The sequence below is a fragment of the Hydrotalea sandarakina genome, from assembly GCF_003254115.1.
Lineage (GTDB): Bacteria > Bacteroidota > Bacteroidia > Chitinophagales > Chitinophagaceae > Hydrotalea > Hydrotalea sandarakina.
In genome coordinates, this window is sequence record NZ_QKZV01000010.1 from 36,345 (window position 1) to 55,993 (window position 19,649).

The 19,649-nt window shown below is 34.6% G+C and carries 12 protein-coding genes; 11 read left to right on the plus strand and 1 reads right to left on the minus strand.

All coding sequences use genetic code 11. The features are described from left to right. Window positions 1-4 precede the first annotated feature (4 nt). The 10 genes from LX80_RS12770 (at window position 5) to LX80_RS12815 (ending at window position 16,754) form a co-directional block, all read left to right on the plus strand. Window positions 5-2,371 (plus strand): ABC transporter permease, encoded by a 2,367-nt coding sequence (locus tag LX80_RS12770; protein ID WP_111297046.1) that lies wholly within the window; start codon window positions 5-7, stop codon window positions 2,369-2,371. A gap of 21 nt (window positions 2,372-2,392) precedes the next feature. Beyond that, window positions 2,393-3,823, plus strand: coding sequence for a TolC family protein (locus LX80_RS12775; protein ID WP_170120460.1), 1,431 nt, complete (start codon window positions 2,393-2,395; stop codon window positions 3,821-3,823). Window positions 3,824-4,035: 212 nt separating this feature from the next. Then, window positions 4,036-4,431 (plus strand): hypothetical protein, encoded by a 396-nt coding sequence (locus tag LX80_RS12780; RefSeq protein WP_111297048.1) that lies wholly within the window; start codon window positions 4,036-4,038, stop codon window positions 4,429-4,431. 68 nt (window positions 4,432-4,499) lie between these two features. After that, window positions 4,500-7,760, plus strand: a complete 3,261-nt coding sequence (locus LX80_RS12785; RefSeq protein ID WP_111297049.1) for a SusC/RagA family TonB-linked outer membrane protein — start codon at window positions 4,500-4,502, stop codon at window positions 7,758-7,760. A gap of 18 nt (window positions 7,761-7,778) precedes the next feature. Beyond that, window positions 7,779-9,260: a SusD/RagB family nutrient-binding outer membrane lipoprotein gene (locus LX80_RS12790; RefSeq protein WP_111297050.1), complete on the plus strand. Its 1,482-nt coding sequence runs from the start codon at window positions 7,779-7,781 to the stop codon at window positions 9,258-9,260. A gap of 146 nt (window positions 9,261-9,406) precedes the next feature. Continuing rightward, window positions 9,407-10,087 carry a response regulator transcription factor gene (locus LX80_RS12795; RefSeq protein ID WP_111297051.1) on the plus strand — a complete coding sequence of 227 codons (681 nt, stop codon included), beginning with the start codon at window positions 9,407-9,409 and terminating at the stop codon, window positions 10,085-10,087. Window positions 10,088-10,115: 28 nt separating this feature from the next. Continuing rightward, the gene (locus tag LX80_RS12800; RefSeq protein WP_111297052.1) at window positions 10,116-11,384 is read left to right on the plus strand and encodes a sensor histidine kinase; all 1,269 of its coding nucleotides are present in this window, start codon (window positions 10,116-10,118) and stop codon (window positions 11,382-11,384) included. A gap of 2 nt (window positions 11,385-11,386) precedes the next feature. Continuing rightward, on the plus strand, window positions 11,387-12,628 hold the full coding sequence (locus LX80_RS12805; RefSeq protein WP_111297053.1) for a TolC family protein: 1,242 nt from the start codon (window positions 11,387-11,389) through the stop codon (window positions 12,626-12,628). A gap of 6 nt (window positions 12,629-12,634) precedes the next feature. Then, window positions 12,635-13,588 (plus strand): efflux RND transporter periplasmic adaptor subunit, encoded by a 954-nt coding sequence (locus tag LX80_RS12810; RefSeq protein WP_111297054.1) that lies wholly within the window; start codon window positions 12,635-12,637, stop codon window positions 13,586-13,588. A 79-nt stretch (window positions 13,589-13,667) separates the two neighbouring features. Further along, window positions 13,668-16,754 (plus strand): efflux RND transporter permease subunit, encoded by a 3,087-nt coding sequence (locus LX80_RS12815; protein ID WP_111297055.1) that lies wholly within the window; start codon window positions 13,668-13,670, stop codon window positions 16,752-16,754. A gap of 83 nt (window positions 16,755-16,837) precedes the next feature. On the opposite strand, the gene typA is transcribed toward LX80_RS12815, so the two are convergent. After that, complete coding sequence (gene typA, locus LX80_RS12820; RefSeq protein WP_111297056.1) at window positions 16,838-18,649, minus strand: translational GTPase TypA; 1,812 nt, start codon at window positions 18,647-18,649, stop codon at window positions 16,838-16,840. Between the two features lie 114 nt (window positions 18,650-18,763). Here typA and LX80_RS12825 point away from each other — a divergent pair, with 114 nt between their 5' ends. Continuing rightward, window positions 18,764-19,648: a formylglycine-generating enzyme family protein gene (locus tag LX80_RS12825; protein WP_111297057.1), complete on the plus strand. Its 885-nt coding sequence runs from the start codon at window positions 18,764-18,766 to the stop codon at window positions 19,646-19,648. Window position 19,649 lies beyond the last annotated feature (1 nt).

Sequence of the window (19,649 nt, forward strand, 5' to 3'; positions counted from 1 at the left end):
AATTATGATTATCAATTATTTAAAAATTGCCTTTAGGAATTTATTGCGTCAAAAGGCATTTTCTTTCACTAATATTTTAGGCCTTTCTATTGGGTTGGCTTGTGCTTTGTTTATTGTAATGTGGATATTAGATGAGTTCTCTTATGACCGCTTTTTTAAGAACTATGATACCATTTACAGTATAAAAGTTACTCGCACTTTCGATAACACTAAAAATACTGATGGCGCAGTAGCTTACCCTTTAACCAATGCTATTGCTGAAAAAATACCACAAGTAAAATATGCGGTCGAATCTACCTACCCCTCAAGTCATGTATTAGCATTTAATGAAAATAAAATAAAGAAAACGGGTTACCAGGTTAGTGCTAACTTTTTTAAACTTTTTACTTTTCCTTTTTTGCAGGGCAATGCTGCTACTGCAGTAACCGATCCTAATTCTGTGGTATTAACAGCCGCTACGGCACAAGCTTTATTTGGTAATCATTCTCCCTTAGGAAAATTAGTAACACTTGATAATCAGCAAACCTATAAAGTAACAGGTGTAATTGCTGATATACCTCATAATTCAACCCTTCAATTTGATTTTGTTATTCCTTATAGTTTTTCACCGGAGGATTATCAGCATGTTGCGAATGACTGGGTAAACGCATTTAATCTTGGATATATAGAAGTTTTGCCGGGAACAAATATTGCTGCATTGGAAAAGCAAATCAATCAATTGTATAAACAGAATAATCCCAATGATGATGCGAAGACCTCCTATCTTTTACAACCTATGTCTGAATGGCGTTTGTATAGCGATTTTAAAGATGGTAAAAATGTAGGGGGAATGATTGATTATGTGCATTTATTCAGCATTATTGCTGTGGTAATATTATTAATTGCTTGTATCAACTTCATGAATCTGTCAACAGCGCAAGCAGAGAAAAGAGCTAAAGAAGTTGGTGTTAGAAAAACTTTAGGTTCAGATAGAGCATCATTAGTGTTTCAATTTTTTATGGAATCATTCTTAATGGTATGTATAGCATTTGTTATTGCTTTGTTGTTGGTGTATTTGTTATTGCCTTCTTTTAATTTAATGGTTGATAAACAAATTAAATTACCATTTGCAAATGCAAAATTCTGGTTATATGCGGTGCTTATGATTGTATTTACTGCTATTGTTGCAGGCATTTATCCGGCAGTATATTTATCCTCGTTTAATGCTGCAACGGTTTTAAAAGGCACTTTTAAAGCTTCTAATAAATTATTGGCACCGAGAAAGTTATTGGTGATTGGCCAATTTGCAGCTTCTTTTGTATTAATAGTTGCTACCATTATTGTTTATCAACAAATACAACATGCACGACATCGTGATTTGGGCTATAATCCTAACGACTTGATCATTGTTAGCTCTTCACCTGAATTAGACAATAATTATGAAGTTTTGAAACAGCAGTTGTTGAATACGGGAGTAGTTGATGCAGTTACCAGAACTACTTCACCTATGACAGAAATTTGGAATTATTCACCTGCACCTGATTGGCCCGGCAGACCACAAAACAACAATTTTATTGTAAGTGCTATGGCTGTTGGTTCCGATTTTGCAAAAACTACAGGTGCCAGAATGATTGCAGGTAGAGATTTTAAAGAAGGTTCAATAGCCGATTCTACAGGCATTATATACAACAAAGCAGCAATGGACAAAATGAATTTACCCGATCCAATTGGAAAACAGGTTAAATTTTTCGGAAAAACATTTACCATTATTGGTGTAATGGATAATATAGTTATGGCATCACCTTACAAACAGGTTGATCCAATGATTATGCTTTTTTATGATAATAAAAGACCGGGGTTCGTGGATATCCGTTTAAAAAATGGTGTACAGCCTCAGAATGCTATTCCTAAAATTGCAGCTATTTATAAAACATTAAATCCGGCTTATCCTTTTGAATACAAATTTGCAGATGATGAGTTCAATAAGAAGTTTGCCACAGAGGAATTAATTGGTAAGCTTACAAATATATTTGCTTCAATATCCATCTTCATTTGTTGTATTGGTTTGGCCGGTTTAGTTTCTTTTTCTATCCAAAAGCGATTTAAAGAAATAGCCATCCGAAAAATATTGGGTGCATCTGTTTGGCAAATTATTGAATTAATTGCTGCCGATTTTTTAAAGCTGGTTGCTATTGCCATTGTTATTGCTATTCCTATAACCTGGTGGTTAATGAACGGGTGGTTAAATAATTATACTTATCATGTAACTATTCAGCCCATGGTGTTTGCATTGGTGGCTATAGTTATGTTGCTAATTACATTAATAATAGTGGGTTTAAATGCACGAAATGCTGCTACAACCAATCCTGCAACGGTTATTAAAAGCGAATAAATGGAATTAACAAAAATGAATATGAAACATATTCTTGTAATAGTGCTTGTATTTTTTTGTACTGCTCAATTAGCAATGGCACAAAAAACAAATCATCAGGTCTTCACATTAGAGGGTTGTATAACAACTGCCATTGCAGCCAATCAACAATTAGTGTTGGCGCAAAATCAGGCTGCTATTGATAATACGAATTACCAACAAGCAAAGAGTAATTTGTTACCTTATGTAGGCGCTAATATTTCACATGGATTAAATGAAGGAAGAAGTATTAATCCTTATACTAATGCTTACTCTGACCAAAAAATTGATTTTGCTCAATACAATGTATCTGCTTCTTTTTTGTTATGGAACGGAAATGCACTTCAGCAAAATATTCAACAAAATAGGTTAAATGCTAAGGCTAGTAATATGGATGCTCAACAGGCACGTGATAATTTAGTAATTCAAGTAATACTTAGTTATTTACAAGTGTTAAGCCTGCAAGAACAAATTAAAGCGGCACAACAGCAGGCACAAGTATCTGAAGCGCAGGTACAACGTTTAACGTTATTGAATAATGATGGTGCTATAGCTCCGGCCACATTGTTTGACATGAAAGGGCAGTATGGCAATGACCAGTTGAATGTTATTAATTTACAAAATCAATTAACGAATGCTAAGCTATCATTGTTTGCATTGATGAATACCAATTTTGTAGAAAATGCTTTTTTTGAACCTATAGTCAATGAAATGCAAAAACAAGATAGTAGTGTTACTGCTAACAGCGCCTATCAATTGGCACTTAACAACATGCCTATGGTAAAAGCATATCAATATCGCTGGGAAAGTAATCTTAAAAAAGTAAAAGTGGCAAAGGCACAATTATTACCATCGTTAAGTTTTAATGTTGGGTTAGGCACCAATTATTCCAGTTTAGCCAACACATTGCAATATGTAAATACTACTGAAGTAGCCACAGGTGGATATGTAAATTACAATGGCTCAAAATTGCCTGTTTACATGCAGCAGAATAATTATGTAAACCAGAATATTTCTTATGGGCAACAGTGGAAGAATAATTTCAATGCTTCATTAAGTTTAGTTTTGCAAATTCCCATTTTAAATGGTTTACAAGCTCGAACTAAAGTTAGGCAGGCACAAATACAAGTTAAACAATCTGCTTTTTTATTAAACAGTACCAAAACACAATTGCAGCAGTCTGTTTACAGTACATACATCAATATGTTACAAGCAGAAAAAACTGAAAAAGTTTCAATAGCTCAGTTGTCTGATTTTACACAATCCTTTCACGCAGCAACAGTGAAATTTGAAGCTGGCGTGGGCACCTCTGTAGATTATATTATTGCCAAAACAAATATGGATAAAGCAAGTATCAATGCTATTGTTGCCAGATACAATGTGTTGTTGCTGCAAAAGGTATTAGATTATTATCAAGGAGTATTAAAGTTTTAAGTTTTCGTTAGTGTTGTTTTCTAGGTTTTATTTATTACAAAGTAGTAGTGAATAGTAGCTGCCATTCTTGGCAGCTTTTTTATTGTTTTTTCCTTTTCAATGTTAACAAATTGTTACCTGTAATACTAATGTATGAATGTTTACAATTTGATAATACAGTTTGTTATGCAAATAGTATAGCGCCCCAATAGTTTTGCACATCATTTTATTTCATGCATTACAAACTGCTTTATTTTCTTTTTATACTGGCATTTGCATATATGCAAAATCCGGCCTATGGGGCGGGTGCTATGAAAGGGAAACATATTGCTTTTAAAGCAAAAAAGCAATTGTGCTATGAAATGAATATTGGTGCTAGTTGGAAAAATGAAAGCAAAACTAATTCCAATGCATTCCTGTACTCCATTAATGATGCTTCTATTTTAGAGGATGATGAATGCTTTGATACATTCACTGTTTTTGAAAAACCGGCTTATCAATTCCCTGCATTAGTTGTACCAACTTCATTCAATTGCCTAAATACTTTTAATTTTTTCAATGCGCATTTTGCATTAAAAGCATTGTATCATAACACCATACTGGTTCGTATAAGTACTTTCCGCATATAGAATTTATTATTCTTTATTCTGTTTTATCCAGCCATTTTTTTACAATTTTTCATTTACAAATATTTTTTATGCGTAGTAAATTTTTACTGCTTTCGTTTTACTTTATAGCTTTATTTACCTTCACTTATTCAGTGCCTTTACTGGCGCAAAATAATGTAGTTATTCAAGGAAAAGTGTTAGATGCACAAGACCAAAAGCCTATTGATGGTGCAAGTATTACCATCAGTACCAGCGGAAAAGGAACTGCAACAAATGCTCAAGGTGCTTTTAAATTAGAGGCAAGTCCAAATGCTGTTTTAGTTGTATCTTATGTGGGTTATTCTAGTGAAAAAATTTCACTTCATGGTCGCAAAGATGTTACTATTTTATTGCAGAAAGAAGTAAAGTCGTTAAATGAGGTGGTAGTAACTGCTTTAGGTATCAGCAAACAATCTAAAGCATTGGGATATGCTGTTCAATCGGTGAATACCCGCCAAATTACGCAGGCTCAAGATCCTAACTTGATTAATAATTTAAGTGGTAAAATAGCCGGTGTTTATATTACAAATGGGGGTGCAGGTGTAGGTTCAACATCAAGAATAGTAATTAGAGGTGAAAACTCATTTACCGGAACTAATCAACCTTTGTTTGTTGTTGACGGTGTACCCATTAACAACGAAACCTATTTTAATAGTGCAATTGAAAATTCAGCCAATCAAGGAACATGGGCTGAAGTAGATTATGGTAATGGTGCAGCAGAAATTAATCCAAACGATATTGCAAAAATTACGGTACTAAAAGGTTCAACTGCGGCTGCGTTATATGGTTCAAGAGCAGCAAATGGTGCAGTAGTGTTGACTACAAAAAAGGGTACAGCTGAAAAAGGAATGCAGGGGGTTAGCTTTAATACTACTACCACATTTGAAACTCCATTAAAGTTACCTCGTTTGCAAAACGAATATGGTGCAGGCATTGATGCTTATCCACTTTCCGGTGCTCCAAGTACTTATACCTACCAAAATGGAGGTGCATCTAATGAAAATAATATTCCTAATTGGGGTTTAAAGTTCGACCCAAATTTAAAAGTAGTTCAGTTTGATAGCCCTATACCTGGCACACCCTATCAAGCAGCCGATTTGATAGCTAGAAGTATTGATCCAACCCTAACACCTCAAGCAACACCGTGGATTGGTCATGCCGATCATTTTAAGAACTTTTTGCAAACCGGCATAACCACTCAAAATAATCTATCTTTTGGTGGTGTTAGCGATCATGGAAGTTATCACTTTTCAATAAGTAACTTATATAACAGAGGTATATTACCTAATACGGATTTACGCAGAAATGGTATTGCTTTGCGCACTGAGCATAAATTTAATGATAAGCTTACCTCTAATGTTTTTATTGATTTCATTAATAGTAATAGCAGTAATAGGCCTAATATTGGATATGGTTCAGAAAGTGTTATGTACACATATTTTGGTGTATATGGTATGCCAATTAATATCGACTTGAATTCACTTAAAAAACAATGGCAAACGGGTCGTGATCAACAAAACCAATTCCGTTATTGGAATAATCATGATAACCCATATGTTACCATGTATGATAACGTAAATAGTTTTAATAAAAATCGTTTAATTGGTAATGCCTCTTTAAAATATGCGTTTAATAAAGCATGGACTGCCATGGTTAGAACTGGAACGGATTACTATTCTGATCATAGGGAAGGACATAGAGCTTTTACTACTGTGCGTTTTCCCAGTGGTGGATTTAGAACGGATGATATTAATTATTTTGAAAACAATACAGATTTCTTGGTTAGTTATAATAAGCCTCATAGCAATTTATGGAACTTTGATGCTTCTGTGGGCGGTAACAGATTTATGCAAAACATTTCTTACAATAGAAATATTGCAAATGCATTAATTACCCCTGGTTTGTACAATTTTTCAAATGCTCAAAGCCAACTGCCTACACTATATGAACAATTCAATAAAATTGTATACAGTGCCTACGCTTTTGCCGATGCCGATTATAAAGGAATGTTGTTTTTGAATGTAACCGGCAGGAATGATGTTTCTAGTACATTGCCGGTTCAACACAATTCATTCTTCTATCCTTCTGCTTCAGTAAGTGCAATATTGTCTGAAATGCTACATTTACCAAGTGCCATATCTTACTTAAAAGTTCGTGGCTCTGTTGCTAAAGTAGGTAGAGATGCTGATCCTTATTCTATTAATAACACCTATATTACTAATACCCCATTCAATAGTTATCCTTTAACAACTGGTAATAATGTTCTGGCTAATAAAAATTTATTGCCTTCTTCTACTAGTACAACTGAATTTGGGGTTGAAGCACATTTATTTAATAATGCCATTGGTATCGATGCAACTATTTATAATTCAAACACTAAAAATGAAGTGGTTCAGTTGCCAATACCTGTATCGTCAGGCTATACTAACGCTTATGTAAATGGGGCATCTATTAATAATAAGGGTGTTGAAATTATGGTTACAGCAACACCTATTCGTTCAAAAACAATTAATGGCTTGCATTGGGATTTGAACTTGAATTTTAGTCATAATGTATCAGTTGTTACAGCTTTACCTGATGGAATTAATACTTATGTTTATGCGCAAGTTACCCAGTACGACCGTTACTACAGAGCTATACAGTACGATGCAATTGTTGGTCAAAGAATTGGAAATATGTATGGAAATAAATTTATACGCGATCCCCAGGGTAATATTGTGTATAAAAATGGGGTGCCTCAATTTACTTCATCTCAAAATGGTTTGTTAGGAAACTATAACCCGGATTTTGTTTTAGGTTGGACAAACAACTTTACATATAAAAACTTTAATATGAGTTTTGTAGTAGATTGGCATCAAGGTGGTAAATTTTATTCTTATACAGAGTTAGGCGTATTGGCTGGTGGTATGTCGGTTGAAACATTACCAGGAAGAGAAACAGGAATTATTGGTAAAGGAGTTATGTTAGATGGATCGGGAAAATATGTACCTAATAATGTTAAGGTAGATGCAGCAACTTATTATAATGGCTATTATAATGCCTCTAATAATGAAGCATTTATGTACAATGCAACTTATGTAAAGCTTCGTGAATTTAGGTTGGGATATACATTTAAAAATTTGTTTGGAAACAACTCTAAGGCAAATATGAATGTTTCTTTTATTGCACGTAATGTACTAGAGTTTACACAAAATAAAGACGTTGATCCTGAGACACTTGCTTTACGTGGTCAGCAAATTTTACCAGGTACTGAGTTTTTGAGTATCCCTGCTACCAAAAGCCTGGGAATATCATTGGGGTTAAACTTTTAATTTTTTAAACTTTTATTTATGAAAAAAACATTGCATAAAATTGTCTTTTCAATAATCAGTATTATATTTTTCAGTTCTTGTTCTAAAGAGTTGCAAACCATTAATATTAATCCCAACAATTTAGAAAAACCTGATGCTACAACTTTATTATCAAATACTATTGTATCATTATTTTACAATAATGCGAATATTGTATGGACATTGGGAAATGGATATAATCAATACATGACTTATAGCCAATCCTATTATGACCAACCTACCAGGTATCAGCCTATTACTAATGAACCCTACTGGATTCCTTTGTATGAAACAGCACGCGATGCAAATACGCTTTATAACTTAGCAGTTACTCAAAATAATACGCTTTTACAGGCATCAGCATTAACACTTCGCTCTTATGCTTTTGCACAATTAACGGAATTATGGGGTGATATTCCTTTCAAGCAAGCTTTGCAAGGTGCAAATGGTATTTACACACCTGTTTATGATAATCAGCAAACGGTATATTTAGATGCGGCTCAAGGTATAATTCCATCGCTAAGGAGAGCCGATAGTTTACTAAAAGCAAATCCTTCAGGGTTAATTAGTGGTGATGTTTTGTATAATTCGAATGTAATGTCTTGGCGTCGGTTTATTAATGCATTGCGGTTACGTTATTTGTTGAGAATATCTTCAAAGGTAAATGTGTCTGCCGAAATGCAGGCTATTGTAAATGATGGTGCCATAATGCAAAATGCCTCACAAAGCGCAACATTAACCCTGCCTACAGTTACCCCTTATAATTTTGTGAGCCTTACCGAGCGTACCGGTGATTTTCAGGTAAAATATATGAATCAATTATTGTATAATACTTTTGTGAATACCGCCGATACAGCAAGGATATCAACTTATTTTAACGTAAACGCTAATACACCTGCAGGCACTACCTTTAGTTTCAATAATTATGGTGGTTTGCCATTAGTTGTTGATGCAACAAATACTCAAACTGCTCAGGCATCTAACTTTAATAATAGTTTTACTAGCGGCTCAAATCCTAACTTAATCAAAGCGCGTATTATTAGTTTTGCAGAACAACAATTTATTTTATCAGAAGCAGCTCTAAAAGGTTTTATTGCAGGAAGTGCTCAAACTTATTACAATAGCGGAGTACTAGGCGCTTATGCAGAAATTGGGTTAGATGCTAATACGGCTAATAATTATTTATTACATGCAAATGTTGCTTTCGATAACTCTAGTTTAAATAATTCTTTACAGCAAATTATTACACAGAAATGGATGGCAAACATAAATAATGGGTTTGAAGGATGGATAGAATACAGAAGAACAGGTTTCCCTGCATTGAATGCAGGCGGTTCAGTTAATTTAAATAATGGTGTAATTCCATCAAGGTTTCTTTATCCCACTTCTGAAAAAAATATTAATGCTAAAAATTATAATGCCGAAATACAATTAATGGGAGGTACTGAAAGCACGAATTATAAAGCTTGGTGGGAAAAATAAAATGTAGCATAAAATAGACTTTATTTAACCTGTTGCCTTTGCAGCAGGTTTTTTTATGTTTAGTTGGTTGGTTTCAAATTCAATTTTCCTTCAGAATTCAATCCGTATTTTGTATTTTGAAAAAGCTGATATAAGCCAGTAAAAGTATGAAACTGCTAATTATTGAAGATGAAGTGAATTTGAATACAACCATTGCTAGTTTTCTAACGGCGGCAGGTTATTTATGTGAAACTGTTTCAAATTTTAAAGATGCTATTGAAAAAATAGATTTATACGAATATGATTGTATCATTCTGGATATCATGTTGCCCGATGGGTCGGGATTGGAACTATTGCGGTATTTGAAATTGAATAAAAAAAATGATGGTGTTATTATCATTTCTGCAAAAGATTCTTTAGATGATAAACTAACAGGTTTACAATTAGGCGCTGATGATTACTTAACAAAACCTTTTCATTTACCCGAATTAGCTATGCGTGTTGCGGCTATTATCCGTAGAAAAAAAATGGATGGGCACAATGTTATAAACATAGATGAATGGTTGTATATAGATACCATAGCGCAACGCGTTACTATTCACAATGCAGCAATAGAGCTAACGCAAAAAGAATATCAGTTACTACTTTTTTTTGTTGTTAATAAAAATAGGATACTTTCTAAAAGCGCCATTGCCCAGCATTTATGGGGTGACGATATGGATTTGGCCGATCATTATGATTTTATTTATACGCACATTAAAAATCTTAGAAAGAAAATCTTATCAGCCGGTGGTGAAGATTGTATTCGTTCAATATATGGTGCCGGCTATAAATTCCAAGTAAACTAGTAGCTTTTTTTTGAATGAAATCATTACCATGAAATCTTTTGCAACATATCAACGCTTAAATACGTATATAGCTATTTTAATTTTTTTATTGGGCAGCATTGCTTTTTACGGAGTGTTGCAGTATGTTTTGTTACGCCAATTAGATGATAGCCTGAAAGCTGAAAAACAGGAAATTTCTGATTATGTTCAAAAATACCATCAGCTACCTGTTATTCAAAATACAAAAAATCAATGGGTTATAATTGATAGCAATGCGCACACATTCGCTAATCAAAAATTTAGAACTATAAAATTATACAATACCATTGAACAAGAAATGCAAGAAGTGCGTCAATTAAGCTTCGCATTAGCAATAAACAATCAACAATATTTTGTTCAGGTAAATAAGTCGCAGGCAGAAACAGAAGATTTGTTGCAATTGATTGCCATATTGGCTTTTAGCATGATTGCTTTGCTTTTGGTATTAAATTATTTTGTGAATAGAAAATTGGTTAACAAATTATTCAAGCCTTTTCAAAAAACAATATCAGCCATTCAGGCATATAAAATAGGTCAAAAAGCCCCTTTGCAATTACCCGAAAGTTCGTTGGCTGAAATGCATTTACTCAATACCAGCTTAAATGAAATGTCGCAAAGAATATATGTAGAATATCGGTCTTTAAAATCGTTTACTGAAAATGCAGCCCATGAAATGCAAACCCCGCTTGCTGTTATGCGCTCATTAATTGAAAGCATTATACAGCAAAACAATTTAAATGAACAAGGCTTAAATCAACTAACTACCATTGACGATAATATTCAAAAATTAATTAAACTGCATCAATCGCTTTTGCTGTTAGCTAAAATTGAAAATAATCAATTTCAACTCAATGAAACGGTGGCTATTAATGAAATAATTATTGCTAAATGTGAAGAAAAAAACTCATTTATTGAAACAAAAAATTTACTGCTAAAGTTGGAATTAAATGAAGTACAACTGCTTTTTCACAGGCAATTAACCGATATGTTAGTGAATAACATGATTAATAATGCCATTCGGTACACACCAGTAAATGGTGAGATAACCATTCAGCTCAATAAAAATGAACTAATAATATGTAATACCGCATCTGCGGGTAGTTTAGATGCCGAGCAAGTTTTTAAACGTTTTTATAAACCGCAGCAACAACAAGAAGGTACCGGCCTGGGGCTTGCTATCGTTAATGAAATTTGCAGGTTAGCTAATTGGCCCATTCGCTATGAATTTCAGAATAATAAACATTGTTTCATAGTTCAATTTTTTCAAAAAGTATCATAGCCATGAAAAAAATAGTTTTTCTTTTATTCTTGTTTGCTACTCAACTAAATACGCTTTTTGCACAACAAAAGAATCTTGATTTTTTTGTGCAGTCAGCTATACAAAATAGTCCTCTTTTAAAAGATTATCAAAACCAGCAACTCAGTAATTTAATTGATAGTTTAAGAATACATGCATTGTATAAGCCACAAATTAATGCCGTAAGTGTCAATACTTATGCGCCTTCTTACCAAGGTTGGGGATATGATGGTGCTATAACCAATGGTGCAAATTTCGGACAGCAAATAACGTTTAATCAGTTGTTGATTGGGAAAGCAAACATGAATAATCAACAACAAGCTATACAGTTGTTAAATCAAAGCTTGCAAGTTGCAGGAAAAATTACTGAACAAGATATTACTAAAGCCATCACTGCACAATATATTACGGCTTATGGTACTCAACAACAAATTCAATTTAATCAGGAGTTAGTTAATCTGTTAAAAAAAGAACAGGTAATTCTTACAAAACTAACAGAATCGGGTATTTATAAACAAACGGATTACTTAAGCTTTTTAGTTACTATTCAACAACAAGATTTATTAGTGCATCAGCTGCAATTACAATTTAAAAATGATTATGGGGTATTGAATTATTTGTGCGGGTTAACTGATACTTCCGGTGTAGTACTGGAAAATCCAAATATTCATTTGGTAGTTACGCCGGAAATAGAGCAAACTGTGTTTTATCAAAATTTTTTTCTAGATAGCTTAAAACTAAAAAACAGTGATGCTCAAATTGATTTCAGCTATCGCCCAAAAGTTAGTTTGTATGCAGATGCGGGATATTTGTCTTCCTTTTCTTATCAGGCATATAAAAACTTTGGTAACAGTTTTGGTTTGTCGGTAGTATGGCCTATTTATGATGGAAAGCAAAGAAAAATGAAGCACGATAAAATTGCTATAGCCGAACAAACACGGCAACAATATCGTAACTATTTTAAGTCACAGTTTCAACAACAAATTGCCTTATTAACACAACAATTACATTCTGTTGAACAACTTATTCAGGAGTATAATACGCAAATAAAATACAGTCAAACACTTATTGAAGCCAATAGGAAACTGCTGCAAACCGGTGATGTTATTATGCCAACTTATATTTTGGCTATTAGCAACTATTTGAATGCAAAAAACCTAATTACTCAGAATACCATTAGTAAAATGCAAATCATTAACCAAATTAATTATTGGAATAGAAACTAACATATTATGGTCCAAAAAAAATATTTTTCTTTAGTTTGTTTTTTGCTCACTTCGTTTTTATATGCTTGTAATAACAAGGCAGGAAATGCGAATGCCAATAATGCATCCGATCTGGTTGCAACAGGTACACCCGTAACAATTACCCATCCGGTAAAAGGTTTAATGCAGGAAGCAGTTACTTTAAATGCTGTTTCTGCTTTTTTATTAAAAAGTTTTGTGAAAGCAAATGCCAATGGCTATTTATACAAAGTGAATATTCATTTAGGGCAATATGTGCAACGTGGTGAACCTTTATTTGTGATTACTACGAAAGAAGCAAAAGCAATAGGCAATACCATTAATCAATTAGATACAACTTTAAACTTTTCCGGTAATATTATTATTCATGCGCCGGCTAATGGTTATATAACACAATTAAATTATCATGCAGGCGATTATGTGTTAGATGGAGAACCATTGGCAGCAATAACTGACAATCGAAGTTTCGTTTTCTTATTAGATCTTCCCTATGAACTAAAACCCTATTTGCCACAAAACCAATATGTAAACTTATTATTACCCGATGGTACTCAATTAAACGGTACAGTCGGTGCACCGTTACCAACAGTTGATCCTGCTTCACAAACGCAGAGCTATATTATTCATGTAAACACCAGTAAGCAAATACCCGAAAATCTTATTGCCAAACTACATTGGATTAAAGTGCAAAAAACCAATTCCATATCATTACCTAAAGCTGCTGTTTTGAGTGATGAGGTGCAAAGTAATTTTTGGGTAATGAAAATGATTGATAGTGTAACCGCAGTCAAAGTGCCCATTCAACGGGGTATTGAAAATAATGAGGCAGTTGAAATTATAACCCCTGTTTTTAAAATTACTGATACCATTTTATTAACGGGAAACTATGGATTACCCGATACGGCTAAGGTTGCAATCAATAATTCACCCCTTAAGCAGTGAAATAATGGGTAATGATTTTTTATCCGGTTTGTCAACTACTTTTTTTCGATTTTATGAATGCTAAACTTGAAATGTTTGAATGAAAAATTTTTTTGTTAAATATAAAAGTCCACTTGCTGTTTTAATGGCCATCATTATAATGGGCGGGCTGTTTGCCTACAGCAAATTGCAATCATCATTGTTTCCGGAAATAACATTCCCAAAAATTAAAATTATTGCTGATGCAGGACAACAACCGGTGAATAAAATGATGATTACAGTTACCCGTCAGCTTGAAAATGCCGTTAAGCGTGTACCTGATTTACACATGATTAGAAGTACAACCAGCAGGGGGAGTTGTGAAATATCAGCTTTTTTGAATTGGGATGCCAATATTGACATTAGTAAACAGAGAATTGAATCGCGTATTGCTGAGGTAATGAATACTTTACCGCCGGGTATTCAAATTACTGTTGAAAGAATGAATCCTTCAATTCTGCCGGTAATCGGTTATTCCTTAGAAAGCAAACAGCGTTCACCCATTGACATGAAATTAATGGCATTGTATACTATCAAACCTTTTCTTTCGCAAGTGGATGGTGTTTCTGAAGTACGTGTTATAGGTGGTAAAACAAAGGAATATTGGCTGATTGTGAATACTGATAAAATGTCTTCACTTGGATTAACGCCCGATTCCGTGAATTATGCCTTAAGCCAAACTAACTTCATTAAATCAAACGGCTATTTAGCCGATTATCATTTATTGTATTTATCCCTAACCGATGCTTCTGTTATATCGAAAGATCAATTAAAACATATTGTAATTAGTAACAATAGTAAACGCATCGTGCAATTACAAGATATTGCTGATGTAGAAATAAGGGAAGCGAAGGAATATATAAAAATCAATGCCAATGGTCGTGAAGGTATTTTACTCGCTGTTATTAAACAGCCCAACGCCAATTTAATACAGGTAAGTAATGATATGGATGCTAAGCTGAAAGCATTAAGAAAAATTCTTCCTGCTGATGTTACCATACAACCTTATTATGAACAAGCCAATTTTGTGAAAGATGCTATTAAAAGTGTAAGTGATAGTTTATGGATTGGATTATTACTCGCTATTATCGTGGCCATTATTTTTCTTCGCTCACTTAAAGCCAGTACCGTTATCTTATTTACGATACCCGTAACAATTCTGTTAACCATTATATGTTTATATGCCATTGGGCAAACCTTGAATATTATGACATTAGGCGCATTAGCCGCTGCTATTGGTTTAATTATTGATGATGCCATTGTTGTAGTTGAACAAATTCACCGTACCCATGAAGAACATCCCAATGAACCAACGAATTCGTTGTTGCAAAAAGCAATTCATTATTTATTCCCCGCTATGTTAGGCTCTTCATTAAGTACGATTGTAATATTTCTACCTTTCGTGTTAATGAGTGGTGTTGCCGGAGCTTACTTTAAAGTAATGACCAATACCATGATTATTACTTTGGTGTGTTCATTTTTTGTAACCTGGTTGTTGTTACCGGTTTTGTATTTGTTGTTTACACGGAATGCTGCTGTAAATGTTGTAGGTAAAAAATTAAAACAGGGGCATGAAGTAAAGCAGCAAAAATGGGTGGGTTTCTTCATTCGTAAACCTTACATCAGTATTTTATTTATTTTAATTTTAGGTGCTTCTATATATATCGTATTCCCAAAACTGGAAACCGGTTTTTTACCTGAGATGGATGAAGGGAGCATTGTTTTAGATTACAGTTCACCCCCCGGTACATCATTAGAAGAAACCGACCGAATGCTAAGGCAAGTTGAAAAAATTATTGTTCAGGTACCTGAAGTGGAGGCTTATAGCCGAAGAACCGGTACGCAAATGGGTTTTTTTATTACTGAACCTAACAGGGGTGATTATTTAATACAATTAAAGAAAAATAGGCATAGAACAACCGATGAGGTAATTAATGACATCCGTTTAAAAATTGAAGCAACGCAACCGGCTTTGCGTATAGATTTTGGGCAGGTAATTACTGATATGCTGGGTGATTTAATGACTTCTGTACAACCCATTGAAGTGAAAATTTTTGGAAATGATCAATCAAAATTGCAAGAATTATCGCGTAATGTTGCGGCGGTATTAAATACGGTTAAAGGCACTGCCGATGTTTTTGATGGTATTGTAATTGCCGGCCCCTCAGTAATTGTTACACCCAACTATACTGCATTGGCGCAATATGGCATTACGCCTGCAAGTTTTCAGTTTCAGTTGCAAAGTGCTTTAGAAGGAAATATAGTGGGCAGTGTGTATGATAAGGAACAACTAAGCAATATCCGATTTATATACCCAAACAGTGCTAAACTTTCAATAGCACAGGTAAAGCAAACATTGGTTTTCCTTCCCAATGGCAAAAGAATTCCCATAACACAGTTGGCCACGGTTTCTTTAAGTAGTGGTGATGCAGAAATACAAAGGGAAAACTTGCAAAATATGGGCGTTGTTACTGCACGGTTAGATAACCGTGATTTGGGTAGTACCATGCAAGAAATTCAGCAAAAGGTAGCTGCTCAAGTTGCTTTGCCACAAGGATATTTTATTAGTTATGGCGGTGCCTATGCCGAACAGCAGCAATCGTTTAAAGAACTATTGGTTATACTAATCACAGCCAGCTTGTTGGTATTTGGAGTAATTTTATTCTTATTCAGAGATGTAAGAATTGCACTAATCATCATTCTGGTAGCAGTACTTGGAATTAGTGGAAGTTACTTGGCTTTATATTTTACACACACACCTTTGAATGTAGGTAGTTATACCGGGTTGATTATGATTGTGGGTATTATTGGTGAGAATGCTATTTTCACTTATCTGCAATTTCGCGATTCATTAAAAGGAAATAGCAGTACTAATAGAGTAGATGAAGCTATTATCTATTCTATATCTACACGGTTACGTCCCAAATTAATGACTGCATTGGGCGCTATTATTGCATTAACACCATTAGCCATGGGAATTGGTACCGGGGCACAAATGCATCAACCCTTAGCCATTGCAGTAATAGGTGGGTTTATTGTAGCATTACCTTTATTATTAATTGTATTGCCTAGTTTGCTGCACCTTTTATATAAAAACAGTAAAATCACTGATAGTCTGAGTGCAGCAGATAAAACTGCAGAGGGTTAAGTAAAAATACACATTGCAATTAAATAAATAAGCCTGCAGTTTATTGCAGGCTTATTTGAGTTTTATTGTATTAAAAAGATGGGTTAATCTACTTCAGCACCCATTCTTTTACTTACTTTTTTTCTTTCTTCTTCATCTAAAATAACCTTACGCATTCTAATGTGTTTGGGTGTTACTTCAATACATTCATCTTGTTGAATATATTCCATGCATTCTTCTAAGGTCATTTCAATTTTAGGGGTAATGCGAACGCTATCATCACTTCCGCTGGCACGGTGATTCGTTAATTTTTTTGCTTCTATGGCATTCACATTCAAATCGCCGGGTTTAATATGTTCAGCAATAATTTGTCCTGCATAAACCTCTTCTCCCGGATCAATAAAAAAGCGGCCTCTGTCTTGTAATTTATCAATTGAGTAAGCGGTTGTTGTTCCACCAAATTTTGCAATTAATACGCCATTATTGCGGCCGGGTATTGTTCCTTTCCAGGGTTTGTATTCGCTAAAGCGATGGGCCATTACAGCTTCACCTGCTGTGCCTGTTAGCATTTGTGAACGTAAACCAATCAAGCCTCTTGACGGTATTTCAAATTCAAGGTGCTGCATTTCACCTTTACTTTCCATCACCAACATTTCACCTTTACGTTGTGTTACAAGGTCAATAACTTTTCCGCTAAACTCTGATGGAACATCTACTACTAAAATTTCATAGGGCTCATGTTTTTTGCCATCAATGGTTTTTACCAATACTTGCGGATTACCCACTGTTAACTCATAACCTTCACGACGCATGGTTTCAATAAGTACACCTAAATGCAGAATACCACGACCGTAAACCAAAAAGCTATCGGCACTATCGGTATCTTCTACTTTTAATGCCAGGTTTTTCTCGGTTTCTTTCATTAAGCGATCGCGTAAATGGCGTGAGGTTACAAATTTTCCATCCTTTCCAAAAAAAGGTGAGTTGTTAATGCTGAATAACATGCTCATGGTAGGCTCATCTACACTAATAATAGGCAGTGCTTCAGGATTTTCAGCATCGGCAATGGTATCACCAATATTAAAATCTTCTAAGCCAACTACAGCACATAAATCGCCACATACCACTTCACTTACTTTGCGCTTACCCATTCCCTCAAAAACATACAGTTCTTTTACTTTATTTTTTTTGATGGAACCATCGGCTTGTACTAAAGCAATTTGTTGGTTTTCTTTAATACTGCCGCGAGTTACTTTTCCAATAGCTATACGGCCAAGGAATGAAGAGTAATCTAATGAAGTTATTTGCAGTTGTAAAGGACCTTCTTGTACTGTTGGCGGAGGAACAAATTTTAAAATACCATCCATTAATGGGGTAATATCTTCACTGGGTGTTAAGCTATCATTAAACCACCCGTTTTTTCCACTGCCATAAAAAGTGGGGAAGTTGAGTTGTTCTTCTGTAGCATCCAAATTAAAAAACAGCTCAAAAACTGCATCATGTACCTCATCGGGGCGGCAGTTGGGTTTATCTACTTTATTAATTACTACAATGGGATGCAAGTTTAATTGTAATGCTTTTTGCAAAACAAAGCGGGTTTGCGGCATGGGGCCTTCAAAGGCATCTACCAGCAAAATAACACCGTCGGCCATTTTTAATACCCTTTCTACTTCACCACCAAAATCACTGTGTCCGGGGGTATCAATTACATTAATTTTTACATCTTTATAGGTAACAGCTGCATTTTTGCTAAAAATGGTAATACCTCTTTCACGTTCTAAATCATTGCTGTCCATAATCAGTTCTCCGGTTTCCTGATTATCTCTAAATACCTTGGTAGCATGTAAAATACGGTCCACTAAGGTCGTTTTTCCATGGTCAACGTGGGCAATGATGGCAATATTCCTAATATCCATAAAAAAATTTAAGGCTGCAAAGGTAAGGTTTTACTGTGGCTTTATTGCTATGAATGTTTTTTGTTAACCTGTTGTTAATGCGGAAATCCTTAACTTTATAAAAAATTGTTATTAATGCGTTGGATAGTTGTATTACTTTTTTGTACGGTAGGTTTTGCTTTTATTACTCAAAAAAACAGTGGAAATGGCAATAAATTAACTACACCCCCCGGTACAGTTTTAATAAAACCCGGTTTGTATATAGATGCCTATGAAATAAGTGTAGGCAATTGGAAGGATTATACCGAGGGATGGTTACTGGCACACGAAAATGATACCGCCACTTATCAATCCATGCTCCCCGATTCATTGGTTTGGGTTTCTTATAGGCAGCATAGTGAAGAATTTATTGAAACCTATTACAGAGGTAATAGTTACAATAGTTATCCCATAGTAGGCATTAGTTACGAACAGGCACAGGCATTTTGCAATTGGCGTACAGAAAGAGTAAATGAATTATTGGCGCGTATGCCCAATGCCCCTTTTAGAAGTGTTACCTACCGATTGCCAACTGAGGCTGAATGGGAAATGGCAGCCAGTGGTAAATTAGATTCCATTAAATTTCCGTATGGCTATCCGGGCGTTTACACCGCTCACAAAAATGATTCTGTAAAAAACTTTAATTGTCGCTATCCCGACGATGATTCCTTGCATGTAGGGCAACGTGATATTATGCCTGTTAATTTTTCTATTCCCAATCAATATGGTGTATATAACATGATTGGTAATGTTGGTGAAATGATTGCAGAAAAAGGTGTTGCCAAAGGCGGACATTATGATTTGCCCTTAGCTTATTGTACCATTAAAGAACGCATGTCATACAAAAACCCCAACCGCTGGCTGGGGTTTCGTTGTGTTTGCGAAGTAGAAACTGCAGCACCTTTTAAAGGGAAAAATACGAAGCCTAAAAAAGGTAAATCAGTAAAAGGGTTTGAACAAGCAAACCAGGAAAAAGAGTAAG

Bases quoted from the DNA above. Each gene is read 5' to 3' on its own strand.
- LX80_RS12770 (WP_111297046.1), top strand. From the start codon at position 5: ATGATTATCAATTATTTAAAAATTGCCTTTAGGAATTTATTGCGTCAA.
- LX80_RS12775 (WP_170120460.1), top strand. From the start codon at position 2,393: ATGAAACATATTCTTGTAATAGTGCTTGTATTTTTTTGTACTGCTCAA.
- LX80_RS12780 (WP_111297048.1), top strand. From the start codon at position 4,036: ATGCATTACAAACTGCTTTATTTTCTTTTTATACTGGCATTTGCATAT.
- LX80_RS12785 (WP_111297049.1), top strand. From the start codon at position 4,500: ATGCGTAGTAAATTTTTACTGCTTTCGTTTTACTTTATAGCTTTATTT.
- LX80_RS12790 (WP_111297050.1), top strand. From the start codon at position 7,779: ATGAAAAAAACATTGCATAAAATTGTCTTTTCAATAATCAGTATTATA.
- LX80_RS12795 (WP_111297051.1), top strand. From the start codon at position 9,407: ATGAAACTGCTAATTATTGAAGATGAAGTGAATTTGAATACAACCATT.
- LX80_RS12800 (WP_111297052.1), top strand. From the start codon at position 10,116: ATGAAATCTTTTGCAACATATCAACGCTTAAATACGTATATAGCTATT.
- LX80_RS12805 (WP_111297053.1), top strand. From the start codon at position 11,387: ATGAAAAAAATAGTTTTTCTTTTATTCTTGTTTGCTACTCAACTAAAT.
- LX80_RS12810 (WP_111297054.1), top strand. From the start codon at position 12,635: ATGGTCCAAAAAAAATATTTTTCTTTAGTTTGTTTTTTGCTCACTTCG.
- LX80_RS12815 (WP_111297055.1), top strand. From the start codon at position 13,668: ATGAAAAATTTTTTTGTTAAATATAAAAGTCCACTTGCTGTTTTAATG.
- typA (WP_111297056.1), bottom strand. From the start codon at position 18,649: ATGGATATTAGGAATATTGCCATCATTGCCCACGTTGACCATGGAAAA.
- LX80_RS12825 (WP_111297057.1), top strand. From the start codon at position 18,764: ATGCGTTGGATAGTTGTATTACTTTTTTGTACGGTAGGTTTTGCTTTT.